This window comes from Bradyrhizobium prioriisuperbiae (genome assembly GCF_032397745.1).
Classification (GTDB): domain Bacteria; phylum Pseudomonadota; class Alphaproteobacteria; order Rhizobiales; family Xanthobacteraceae; genus Bradyrhizobium_A; species Bradyrhizobium_A prioriisuperbiae.
Genome location: NZ_CP135921.1, coordinates 8,843,672 through 8,855,696, shown reverse-complemented (window position 1 = coordinate 8,855,696; position 12,025 = coordinate 8,843,672). Strand labels below are relative to the sequence as shown.

Annotated in this window: 11 protein-coding genes; 7 read left to right on the top strand and 4 right to left on the bottom strand. The window is 63.7% G+C overall.

All coding sequences use genetic code 11. The annotated features are described in order from the left end of the window. Window positions 1-15 precede the first annotated feature (15 nt). The gene (locus RS897_RS41110) at window positions 16-1,017 is read right to left on the bottom strand and encodes a LacI family DNA-binding transcriptional regulator (RefSeq protein ID WP_315834368.1); all 1,002 of its coding nucleotides are present in this window, start codon (window positions 1,015-1,017) and stop codon (window positions 16-18) included. Window positions 1,018-1,166: 149 nt separating this feature from the next. On the opposite strand from RS897_RS41110, the gene RS897_RS41105 reads away from it, so the two are divergent. From RS897_RS41105 to RS897_RS41085, 5 genes are all read left to right on the top strand, one after another. Next, window positions 1,167-2,219, top strand: a complete 1,053-nt coding sequence (locus RS897_RS41105; RefSeq protein ID WP_315834367.1) for a sugar phosphate isomerase/epimerase family protein — start codon at window positions 1,167-1,169, stop codon at window positions 2,217-2,219. Window positions 2,220-2,252: 33 nt separating this feature from the next. Further along, entirely contained in the window at window positions 2,253-3,428 is a 1,176-nt protein-coding gene (locus RS897_RS41100; RefSeq protein WP_315834366.1) for a Gfo/Idh/MocA family protein, read from the top strand. Further along, on the top strand, window positions 3,425-4,969 hold the full coding sequence (locus tag RS897_RS41095) for a sugar ABC transporter ATP-binding protein (protein WP_315834365.1): 1,545 nt from the start codon (window positions 3,425-3,427) through the stop codon (window positions 4,967-4,969). The genes RS897_RS41100 and RS897_RS41095 overlap by 4 nt, the downstream gene beginning before the upstream one ends. A 2-nt stretch (window positions 4,970-4,971) precedes the next feature. Then, the gene (locus RS897_RS41090; RefSeq protein ID WP_407654396.1) at window positions 4,972-5,976 is read left to right on the top strand and encodes an ABC transporter permease; all 1,005 of its coding nucleotides are present in this window, start codon (window positions 4,972-4,974) and stop codon (window positions 5,974-5,976) included. Window positions 5,977-6,041: 65 nt separating this feature from the next. Then, window positions 6,042-6,989, top strand: coding sequence for a substrate-binding domain-containing protein (locus tag RS897_RS41085; protein ID WP_315834363.1), 948 nt, complete (start codon window positions 6,042-6,044; stop codon window positions 6,987-6,989). Window positions 6,990-7,157: 168 nt separating this feature from the next. Here RS897_RS41085 and RS897_RS41080 read toward each other — a convergent pair whose 3' ends face one another. After that, a complete protein-coding gene (locus RS897_RS41080) occupies window positions 7,158-8,105 on the bottom strand; it encodes a GlxA family transcriptional regulator (RefSeq protein WP_315834362.1) in 948 nt (315 codons plus the stop codon). Window positions 8,106-8,265: 160 nt separating this feature from the next. Here RS897_RS41080 and RS897_RS41075 point away from each other — a divergent pair, with 160 nt between their 5' ends. Next, window positions 8,266-9,084 carry an SDR family NAD(P)-dependent oxidoreductase gene (locus RS897_RS41075; RefSeq protein WP_315834361.1) on the top strand — a complete coding sequence of 273 codons (819 nt, stop codon included), beginning with the start codon at window positions 8,266-8,268 and terminating at the stop codon, window positions 9,082-9,084. A 70-nt stretch (window positions 9,085-9,154) separates the two neighbouring features. Then, window positions 9,155-9,874, top strand: a complete 720-nt coding sequence (locus RS897_RS41070; protein WP_315834360.1) for a hypothetical protein — start codon at window positions 9,155-9,157, stop codon at window positions 9,872-9,874. Between the two features lie 14 nt (window positions 9,875-9,888). On the opposite strand, the gene RS897_RS41065 is transcribed toward RS897_RS41070, so the two are convergent. Together RS897_RS41065 and RS897_RS41060 are read right to left on the bottom strand one after the other, a co-directional pair. Further along, complete coding sequence (locus tag RS897_RS41065) at window positions 9,889-11,298, bottom strand: sensor histidine kinase (RefSeq protein ID WP_315834359.1); 1,410 nt, start codon at window positions 11,296-11,298, stop codon at window positions 9,889-9,891. Next, window positions 11,295-11,960 (bottom strand): response regulator, encoded by a 666-nt coding sequence (locus RS897_RS41060; RefSeq protein ID WP_315834358.1) that lies wholly within the window; start codon window positions 11,958-11,960, stop codon window positions 11,295-11,297. Before RS897_RS41060 ends, RS897_RS41065 begins: the two co-directional genes overlap by 4 nt. Window positions 11,961-12,025: the final 65 nt, after the last annotated feature.

Here is a 12,025-nt window from a genome sequence, read left to right as displayed (position 1 = left end):
CGCAAGCCACTGTCCTTATCGCGCGCGCGTACTCTCGCGCATCACGATCTCCGCGGGGAGCTGGATCTCGCGCTGGCTGAGCTTTTTGCCCGCCATCAGGTCGATCAGCATGCCGGCCGCGCGCGCGCCGATGTCGTGGCGGTTCTGGTGCACGGTGGTCAGGGCGGGATTGTAGGCGGCGGCAAATTCGATGTCGTCAAAACCCGCGATCGAAATCTGGTCGGGGATCGAGAGTCCCGCAGCGGTGAAACCCCGGATCAGGCCCATCGCCATGGTGTCACTGGAGGCGAACACCGCGTCCGGCAGCTGTGGAAGCGCCCGATAGGCCGTCGCCGCGGCTTCGCCAGCCCTAATCGAATAGTCACCGGGACAGACCAGCTGCGGATCGAATGCGATGCCGCGCGCCGTGAGTGCATCGCGATAGCCGGCGAACCGGTCATGCTCGAGCACGTTGGTGGGTGGCCCCGCGATATAGCCGATCCGGCGATGCCCTTGCGCAATCAGGCATTCGGTGATGGCGCGCGCCGCCTCGCGGTTGGCAGTCTCGACATGGGGAAGGTGCGAGCCGGGGATCCGCTCGCACAGGCTCACGGTGGGGATGGTGCGGCCACGTTTTGCGGAAAGGGAAGGCAGCAGCCTGCCATTGAGCAGGAGCACACCATCGACCCGTCCGCCCTGGATGAACTCGCCGTGTTCGCGTTCGCGCTCCGGGTCGTTGGCGGTGTCGGCGATCACGAGGCTATAGCCGGCCTGGTGCAGGGTATCGGAAATGCCACGCAACACCTGCGAGAAGAAGATGTTCGAGGCGTCGGGCAGAACCGCTAGCACCGCATGGGCGCGGTTGGTGCGCAGATGCCGCGCCGCAAGATTCAGCACGTAGCCGGTCTCGCGCACCGCCTTCAAAACGGCATCGCGGGTTTTGGGCGTGACCTGCTCGGGGGTCGCAAGCGTGCGGCTGACCGTCGCGGTGGACACCCCCGCGCGTGCCGCGACATCGCCGATCGTTGGCCTGTTCAACCGCTTATCCATCAACGGAAATCGTCCTGGTTCCTTCTTGGCGTGTTGTCATCCCTTCACGGCAGGATTGACACGGTCAATGCCTATGGCAATCTAGGCAAAAATGTAATCGATTACAAATCGGTTCGAGATGCCCGGAGGAGCAATCAATGAAAACGATCAAGGGCCCGGCGATCTTTCTGGCGCAGTTCGCCGGCGATGCCGCGCCGTTCAATTCATTCGATGCGATCTGCGGCTGGGCGGCGTCGCTCGGCTACGAGGGCGTGCAGATCCCGACCTGGGACGGGCGCTTGTTCGATCTCGTCAAGGCGTCCGACTCCAGGACCTATTGCGATGAGATCAAGGGAATTGCCGCCGACCATGGCCTCGTCATCACCGAATTGTCGACCCATCTGCAGGGCCAGCTCGTGGCTGTACATCCGGCCTACGACATCGCCTTCGACGGTTTTGCAGCGGCCGAGGTCCGCGACAATCCGAAGGCGCGCACCGAATGGGCGGTTGACCAGGTCAAGCGGGCGCTGCGCGCCTCGCAGCATCTAGGGCTGAATGCACATGCGACATTCTCCGGCGCGCTGGCGTGGCCTTATATTTATCCATGGCCGCAGCGACCGGCCGGATTGGTCGAGGCCGCCTTCGATGAGCTGGCAAAGCGCTGGACTCCGCTATTGGATTGCGCCGAGGAGAACGGCGTCGACATCTGTTACGAGATTCATCCCGGCGAAGACCTGCACGACGGCGTCAGCTACGAGATGTTCCTGGAGCGGGTGCGCGGGCATGCGCGCGCCAATCTGCTGTACGATCCCTCGCACTTCGTGCTGCAGCAACTCGACTATCTCGACTACATCGACATCTATCACCAGCGCATCAAGGCCTTTCACGTCAAGGATGCGGAATTCAATCCGACCGGTCGCCAGGGCGTCTATGGTGGTTTTCAGAGCTGGGTGAATCGCGCCGGGCGCTTCCGCTCGCCGGGCGACGGGCAGGTCGATTTCGGCGGCATCTTCTCCAGGCTCGCGACTTACGACTACGACAGCTGGGCCGTGCTGGAGTGGGAATGCGCCCTCAAGCATCCGGAAGACGGCGCGCGCGAGGGCGCGGAGTTCATCGCCGGGCATATCATCCGAGTGACCGAACGCGCCTTTGATGATTTCGCCGGCGCCGGCTCCGACGACGCAGCCAATCGCAAGATGCTTGGACTCTAAGAGATTGGGCTTTGATCGAGAGGAGCGCGCGGAATGACCATCGCAGGACGTCAGCAGCAGGCCCATAGCGGACGCATCCGTCTCGGCATGGTCGGCGGCGGGCAGGGGGCTTTCATCGGCGCCGTCCATCGCACTGCGGCGCGGATCGACGATCAGTTCGAACTGGTGGCGGGCGCGCTATCGTCCGACGCCGAACGGGCCAAGCTCTCGGCGCGCGAGATCGGGCTTGCGGAGGACCGCACGTATTCCTCCTATGAGGAGATGGCAAAAGCCGAAGCGGCGCGTCCCGACGGCATCGAGGCGGTGTCGATCGTGACACCGAACCATCTGCACGCGCCCGCCGCGCGCGCCTTCCTCAATGCGGGCATCCACGTCATCTGCGACAAGCCTATGACCACGACCGTGGCGGAGGCGCGGGAATTGGTGGATCTGGTGGGCCGTTCCGGAAAGATCTTCTGTCTCACCCACAACTATACCGGTTACCCGATGATCCGGCAGGCGCGCGCCATGGTTGCCAGCGGCGAGCTCGGGACCATCCGCCTGGTGCAGGTGGAATATCCGCAGGATTGGCTCACCCGGCGCGCAGAGCTATCCGGCAGCAAGCAGGCGGAATGGCGCACCGATCCAAAGCGCTCCGGCGCAGGCGGCAGCATCGGCGATATCGGCACCCATGCCTACAACATTGCCGCGTTCGTCACCGGGCTGGAAATCGAGGAACTGCTGGCGCAACTGACAACCTTCGCGCCGGGACGGCAGCTCGACGACGACGTGCAGATCCTGCTGCGGTATCGCGGCGGCGCGCGCGGCATGCTGTGGGCGAGCCAGGTGGCGGTCGGCAACGAAAATGGATTGAAGCTGCGGGTCTACGGTACCGAAGCAGGTCTCGAATGGACGCAGGCCGATCCGAACTATCTGTGGTTCACGCGGTTTAGCGAACCCAAGCAATTGCTGACGCGCGGCGGCGCGGGTGCCCGTGCTGAAGCCATCCGTGTGACGCGCCTGCCGAGCGGCCACCCGGAAGGCTATTTCGAAGCATTCGCCACCATCTATACCGAGGCCGCCCGCGCCATTCGCGCGGCACGTGCCGGCGGCACGCCCGATCGGGATGTCCTCTATCCGACCGTGGAGGATGGGCTCGAAGGCATGCTGTTCATCGAGGCCGCGGTCGAATCTTCCCGCAAGGGCAGCGTCTGGACCAGGCTCGCATGAGGCCGGACACGCTCACATCCCCATCGGCATCGCCGCCGCTTCTGCAAGCCGACGGGCTCGGCAAGTCCTTCGGACCGGTCGAGGTGCTGAAGGACATCGCGCTGTCCATCGATGCCGGCCGGGTGCATGCGATCATCGGCGAGAACGGCGCCGGCAAGTCGACCCTGATGAAGATCCTGGCCGGCCTGCTGGTGCCGACGTCGGGCGCGCTTCGGCTTGACGGCGAACTGGTGACGTTTGACGGCCCGGCGGATGCCGAGCGGCGCGGCATCGTGCTGGTGCACCAGGAAATCCTGCTCGCGCCGGATCTCACCGTGGCGCAGAACCTGTTTCTTGGGCGTGAGCTGCGCAAAGGCCTTGTGGTCGACGATCGCGCGATGAACGCCCGTGCGTCACGCGCGATCCGCGAACTTGGCTCGGAGCTGGATCCGAAAGCGCTGGTTGGCCGGCTGTCGATCGCACAGCGGCAACTGGTGCAGATTGCACGGGCGCTTTTGGTGCCGCGCCGCGTTGTGATCTTCGACGAGCCGACCGCCTCGCTGACTCCGACCGAGACCGAGGCTCTGCTCGAGGTGATCGGCGACATCAGCGCGAAGGGCACCGCGGTTCTCTACATCTCGCACCGCCTGCCGGAGGTGAAGGCCATCGCCGACCAGGTGACGGTGCTGCGGGACGGGCGCCTGGTCGCCAGCCGTTCGGCAAATGATCTGCAACCAGCCGACATGGCGCGGCTGATGGTCGGCCGCGATGTGTCGAAACTCTATCCGGCCCGAGAGGTGTCGATCGCTCAGGATCGCGTGCTGGAGGTTGAGGATTTTTCCGTTCCCGGCTTTGTCAGCCATGCCTCGTTTAAACTCGGAAAGGGCGAAATCCTCGGCTTTGCCGGGCTGATCGGCGCGGGCAGGACCGAACTGATGGAAGGCATCGTGGGCTTGAAGCGCGGCCGCGGCACGGTCAGGCTCAACGGCTCGCCGGTGCATTTTTCGAACGTTCACGACAGCATGCAGGCCGGCATCGTCTATCTCAGCGAAGACCGCAAGGGCAAAGGCTTGTTGCTCGCCCAGAACCTGCGCGTCAACCTGACACTCGCGGCGCTGCAGAAATTTATCGGCGCTTTGCAGGTCGATCGCGCGCGCGAACGTACTGCGCTGGACACGGCGATCGCCGAATTCGACATCCGCGCCGCGCGTCAGGGCATGCTCGCGGGCCAGCTGTCCGGCGGCAACCAGCAAAAGCTGTTCCTGGCCAAGATGATGATGCTCGACCCCGACATCGTCATCATCGACGAGCCGACCCGCGGCATCGACATCGGGACCAAGGAGCAGATCTACAAGTTCATCGCGCCGCTGGCGGAGCAGGGGCGCGCGGTGATCGTGATCTCGTCCGAGATGTCGGAACTGATCGGCCTCTGTGATCGCGTCGTTGTCATGCGCGCGGGTCGCACGGTTGGTGACGTCGCGGGAGCAGGGATGACCGAGCATGACATCGTCATGATGGCGACCGGAGCGACATCGCAGGAGGCCGCCCTGGTGGCGGAATGACCATGGCCGACACCTTAGCCCGGGATACGACTGCACGTCGATTTCCGATCGATGTCGACCTCAGGGCCGTTGCGCCATTTGTTGCGCTCGCGCTGCTGCTGGCCGTTGGTGCGTTCGCCAATCCCAACGTGATCAGCCTCGATAACCTGCTCAATGTGGCGACCCGCAGCGCCTTCATCGCGATCATCGCCGTCGGCGCGACCTTCGTCATTGCTGCCGGCGGGCTCGATCTATCGGTCGGATCGATGATGGCATTCGTCGCCAGTCTGATGATCATGTTCATGAACAGCGGTGTCATCGCTGATCCCTTGATGATGCTCGTCGCGGCGATGCTGTTGTCTCTGGCCATCGGCACGGTCTGCGGCTTGGCCAATGGATGGATTACGACGATCGGGGGGATCGAACCCTTTATCGTGACGCTCGGCACCATGGGGATCTTCCGCGGCCTCACCACCTGGCTGTCGCAAGGTGGCGCAATCACCTTGCGTTCGCCGGAAATCCAGAACCTGTATCACCCGGCCTATTTCGGCGCGGTGCTGGGCGTGCCGGTGCCCATCATTGTCATCTTCGCCGTGGCTCTGATCGGCGCCTTCGTGCTCTACCGCACGCGTTTTGGCCGCCATGTCGTCGCGGTCGGCTCGAACGAAGAGGTCGCGCGTTATTCCGGCATTTCGGTCAATCGGGTTCGCACCGTCACTTATGTCATCCAGGGCCTCTGCGTAGCCATCGCGGTTCTGTTGTACGTGCCGCGGCTGGGCTCCACCTCGGCGACCAGCGGCACACTCTGGGAATTGCAGGCGATCACGGCGGTGGTGATCGGCGGCACCGCGCTGCGCGGCGGCGTCGGGCGTATCTGGGGCACAGTCTGCGGTGCGTTCATTCTCGAAATCGTCGGCAATATCATGCTGCTGTCGAATTTCGTCAGCGAGTACCTGATTGGCGCCATCCAGGGGGCGATCATCATCATTGCGATGCTGGTGCAGCGGTCGCTGATGCGAAAATCCTGAATGAGTCAGGCCAACCGGGTCGCCTGGCGATAATGCAAAAGGTCCGGGTCGAATGGGAGGACGGCATGCGGAAGGCACTTATCGGTTTGACGGTCGCTCTGGCTACGCTGGCCGGCGCGGCTCACGCGCAAGACAAGAAGGTGACGATCGGCGTATCGATCCCGGCCGCCGATCACGGCTGGACAGCCGGCGTGGTCTTTCATGCCCAGCGTGTCGCCAAGGCGCTGATGGCCCGGCACCCCGGCCTCAACGTGATCGTCAAGACATCGCCGGATGCGGCGACACAGGCCAATGCACTGGAAGACCTGGCGACCCAGGGCATCGGCGCCCTGGTGATCCTGCCGTCCGATCCCGATCCGCTGGTCAATGCCATCAAGCGGGTGAAGGGCAAGGGCGTGTTCGTGACCCTGGTCGATCGTGCGCCCAGCAACAACGACAACTCCGTGCGCGATCTCTATGTCGCCGGCAATAACCCCGCGCTCGGCGCCACGGCCGGCGAGTATATCAAGTCACGCACACCGGAGGCCATGGTGGCGGTGATCCGCGGCCTGCCGATCCCGATCGACCAGCAGCGCCAGGATGGCTTCGACAAGGCCGTCGCCGGCAGCAATGTGAAGGTGCTGGCCAAGCAGTTCGGCAACTGGAATCGCGACGATGCCTTCAAGGTGATGCAAGACTATTTGACCAAGTTCCCGAAGATCGACGTGGTGTGGTGCCAGGACGACGACATGGCGGTGGGCGTGCTGCAGGCGATCGCACAGGCCAAACGCACGGATATCCAGTACGTCATCGCCGGTGCCGGCTCCAAGGAGATGGTGAAGAAGGTATTGGACGGCGACAAGCTGATTCCGGTCGACGTGCTTTATCCGCCGGCCATGGTGGGCACCGCTTTGGAGCTGACCGTCGCCAACCTCTACGGCCAGGTCCCGGTTCGCGGCAGCTACATCCTGGATGCGACGCTGATCACCAAGGAGAACGCGAAGGAATTCTATTTCCCGGATTCGCCGTTCTGATCGAGGGCGGTTGCGATCGTTTTCTGCGTCATGCCCGGCCTTGTGCCGGGCCCACGTCTTAGCAGCATCGCGAATAAGAAAGACGTGGATGGCCGGGACAAGCCCTACAGGATTCACACATCTCGAAAACAGACTCTGCGTCAATCTCTTATTTTATGAGACTGCGCTCTAAGCGACTTCAGCAATCACCTTGGCATTGCGCCGCATCGCCTGGGGCGGCTGGCCGAATGCGCGCAGAAATGCGCGGCGCATCCGTTCGCGGTCGGCAAAGCCGGTCTCGTTGGCGATCACATCCATCGAAAGCCGTCCCTGCTCCATCATCATCCGTGCGGCCTCGACTCGTAAATTCTCGATCGCCTTGGCGGGCGACTGTCCGGTTTCCGCGCGGAAGGCGCGGCTGAACTGGCGCGGACTGAGGCGCGCGGCATTGGCCAGTTCCTCCACCGACAATTCGTTGCGCAGGTGGTTTTTGGCATAATCCAGCGCGCTCTGGATACGATCCGACTTCGGTTCGAGCTCAAGCAGCGCCGAGAATTGCGACTGGCCGCCGGCGCGGCGGTGATAAACCACGAGCTTGCGCGCCACCGATCGTGCGACCTCCGCGCCGAGATCCTTCTCGACCATGGCGAGCGCAAGATCGACACCCGCCGTCATGCCGGCCGAGGTCCAGACCTGGCCGTCGATGATGAAGATGCGGTCTTCGTCGATGTCGATCTCGGGGTACCGCATTCGCAGCTCACGCGCGAAGGCCCAATGGGTGGTGGCGCGCCGGCCGTTGAGAACGCCGGCTTCCGCCAGCGAAAATGCGCCGGTGCAGGGCGCCGCCACCCGTCGCGCCGATGTCATCGCCTGCTGGATGAATTTGACCAGCCCCGGCGTGGTGGAATGCAGGTCGGTGCCGGCGCCGATGATGACTGTGTCGAACGCGCGGACGCCAAACGCTTCGGTCTCGACATTGAAGCCGGCCGAGGCCCGCACCGGGCCGCCATGTTCGGACAGCAGATGCACTCTGTAGATCTCGTTCCCGGTGGCGAGGTTGGCGACCTCGAACACCGTGATGGCGGCAAAGCCCATCACCTGGAAGCCTGGAAAGACAACAAAACCAATCTCTTGCATGGCGTGGTCTCTTCACTGGCCGTGAAACCGGAATGTCCTAAAAAGGTGTATATATGACATTTAAGACAAAGGCCAGAGCGCCTAGCTTGGACGGGTAGGGCGACGTCCTGAGGTCCAATTCCGGGTCCGGGCCGCCCGGCAAAAACAACGGAGAACGACAATGAGCGTCACCTCAGCCAAGCAGGGCACCGCGCTTGTGACAGGCGCGTCCTCGGGCATCGGCGCCATCTATGCGGACCGGCTGGCGCGCCGCGGCTATGACCTGATCCTCGTGGCCCGCAAGCGCGAACGTCTCGATGCGCTGGCAAAGCGGCTGGCGAGCGAGACCGGTCGCAGCATCGAGGTCGTCGCAGCGGATCTTAACGACAAGGCCGATCTCGCGCGGATCGAGCAGCTGCTGCGCACCGACACCAGCATCACGCTGCTGGTCAACAATGCCGGTGTCGGCGCCACCGCCCCCTTGCTCGCGTCCGATATCGACAAGATGGATGACATGATCACGCTGAATGTGCGTGCGCTCACACACCTGACCTATGCGGTGGCCCCAGGATTTGTTGCGCGGGGCGGCGGCACCATCATCAACATCGCTTCGATCGTTGCCGTGTCGCCGGAGCTCCTCAACGGCGTCTACGGCGGCAGCAAGGCTTTCGTACTGGCGTTCACGCAGTCGCTCAAGCATGAGCTCGCCGACAAGAATGTGCGTGTGCAGGCCGTTCTGCCCGGTGCCACCGCAACGGATTTCTGGCAACTGGCCGGCACGCCGGTGGAGCATCTGCCGGGACAGATCGTGATGCGAGCCGAGGACATGGTCGACGCCGCGCTGGCCGGCTTTGACCAGGGCGAGCTCGTCACCATCCCCTCATTGCCGGATGCGGCGGACTGGGAGGCGTACGAGGCGGCGCGGCAGAAGCTGAAGCCAAATCTGTCGCGGCAGACGCCGGCGGAACGTTATGGCGTCAAGATCGGCGCGGCTGCCTGAGACGCCGGGTTCAATCGCAAAACAGCAGTGGCTGGGGTCGACATCCCAGCCACAAATGGGGGGCATCGACATGAACGAATTGCTGGACAGGATTCTCACGGCCCATGGCGGCCTCGCGCGCTGGAGAAACTTCACGGAAGTGCGCGCGACCATCGTGACCGATGGGGCGTTCTGGGGCATCAAAGGCCTGGTGCAGGATCAGGCGCCGCGTCGGATGACGGTTGGGCTCCGTCAGCAGCGTGCGTCGGTGACGCCGTTCGGTGCGCCGGACCAGAAGACAGCGTTCAGCGCCGATCGCATCGCGATCGAGAAGCTGGACGGAACGATCGTCGCGGAGCGTTCCAATCCGCGCGCCATGTTTGACGGCCACGAGATGACCACGCCATGGTCTCCGCTGCATCGCGCTTATTTCAACGGCTATGCATTATGGACCTATCTGACCTCGCCGTTCCTGCTGGCGTTGCCCGGCGTTGGGGTCGAGGAAGTCGAACCGTGGAATGAAGGCGGACAGGTGTGGCGCCGGCTGCGCGCGACGTTTCCCGCTGGCATCGCCACGCACAGCGACAAGCAGGACTTCTTTTTCGATTCTGAGCTGAATCTCCGCCGCCATGACTATAATGTCGACGTTGCTGGCGGTTTCGATGCTGCTCAGTATGTCGATGACACCGTCGATGCTGATGGCATCCGTGTGCAGACCAGGCGGCGGGCCTACCGGCGCGGGCCGGATGGCCGGGCGCTGACCGACGTGGTCATGGTCGCCATCGATCTCAGCGATATCAGCTTCACATGACGTAGTGAGCCGGACTATGGCTGAGGGGCATGCATCGACGCGACAAAGTCGATCGTGACCGTGAGCCCTTTGCCATCGGGACCATCGGCCAATTGGATCGCGGCGGAGCTCTGCTGCAGCAGCGTTCGCACGATCGACAGTCCAAGGCCCGAACCGGACGGCCGGTCCACCGACGGCACCCGATAGAACCGATCGAACACCCGCGCGCGCAGCTCGGGTGCAATGCCCGGTCCGTCGTCGCAAACCTGAATCGCGTTTCGCTCGCCAGCCAGCACGCGCACAATGACCGAGCCGCCGCTGCGATTGTACTGAATCGCATTGTCGATCAAATTGATCAGCGCCTCGTGCAGCACCGTCGGTTCGATCTGTGCAAACACCGGCAGCGTTCCGGCTTCCAACGCGATCTCGACATCCTTGGTTGCGGCGATCGGCGCCAGCGCGCTGACCGCATCCGCCGCTGCCGCCACCAGGTCACATCGCGCCTGGCCGCTGTCGTCATTGATGGCGCTTTCCTCGGCGCGCGCCAGCGCAATCAATTGCGCCACCAACCGGTCCAGGTGCCGGGTCGATTTCTCGATCTCGGTTATGGTGTCCCGGTCGGCCGGCCGCGGTCCGCTGCGCTCGAGCAAAGCGAGGTGCACCCGCAACGAGGCCAGCGGCGTTTTCATTTGATGCGACGCGTCGCCGATGAAGTCGCGAATAACCTTGATCGCGGCCTCGAGCCGCTCGAACAGCTGGTTGATCGCGCGCGCCGGCGGAAGCGCCTCTTCGGGCACTGCCGCGAGATTGAGCGGCTGCAGGCGTTCGCCGGTCCTGATCTGGCGGGCGTCGATCTCGCGGCCGAGATCGACCAGCGGGGCGAGTCCGCGTTTGACGGCGAGCCATCCGAGCAGCGCAGCGGTGAGGATGATCCCGGCTTCCAGGCCAGCCAGCGCTAGCAGCAGTTCGCGCCGGGTGGCGTTGCGTCCGTTGCGGGTTTCGGCGACTTCGATCAGCACCGGCTCCGGCTTGCCATAGACCGGCTGGGCGAGGGCGGCGAGGCGGATGGGCGCGTTCTTGTAGATGAAATCGAAATGTGTGACCGCGCTTCGCGCCTGCCGTGGCAACTCGGCGAGCGGCAGGTCCTGGTAGCCGGTCACCGGGACCCCGTTGTAGGAGACGCTGTAATAGACGCTGTCGTTGGCGCGGGTCTCGAGCATGCCCAGCGCGACTTGGGGCAGGTCGACGCTCACTTCATCGTCCTCCACCGTGATGCGCTCAGCGATGGCCCGGACCGAGCCGTCCAGCACCCGATCGAACGCCGTCTCGACGGTGCGGTCAATCAAGAGTGCGCCGGCGACGCCAAGCGCGATCGCGAGGACGCTCGTGGGGACCAACAGATTGATAAGCAGGACACGGCGAAGCGAGGGAGCGTGCTGCGTCACCTCTCCTCCAGCAGATAGCCAAGTCCGCGAATGGTCCGGATCGGCGGGCCATCCGGTCCGAGTTTCTGGCGCAGGCGCGCGACGTAGAGCTCGATCGCATTTGGCGCGACCGGCTCGTCGAAGCCGAACACCTCGGAGATCAGTCGATCCTTGCGCACCAGCTTGCCGGAATGGGACATCAGGATAGCGAGAACGGCGGCTTCGCGCCGGCGCAGTGACAACGGGATGTCACGAACACTGGCCGTCGCCGTCGAAGTCTCGAACACCAGGGAGCCGCATTTGAGAACCGGAGCGGGCCGCCCCTTGCCGCGCCGTGCCAGTGCCTTCACCCGCGCTTCGAATTCGTGGAGATCGAATGGCTTGGTCAGATAGTCGTCGGCGCCGAGATTCAGGCATTTGACCTTCTCGGCCACAGCGTCTTGTGCGGTCAGGATCAGGATCGGCACGTCCGATCCGCGGCCGCGCAGCCGGCTGAGCACCTCTTCGCCCGACATGTCCGGCAGTGCGAGGTCGAGCACGATCAGCGAATAGGCTTCCGACGGCGCGATCTCGATTCCGCCCGCGCCGCTGGCTTCGTGGTCGACCGCAATGCCCGCCGGCGCCAGCGCCTTCTTCAGGCCGGCCACCAGAGAGAAGTCATCTTCGATGATGAGAATTCGCAAGACGGTCGCCGCACTGCACCATTGCCAAGTCGGTAATGTACGTTCAAATTTACCGTTAGGTCAAA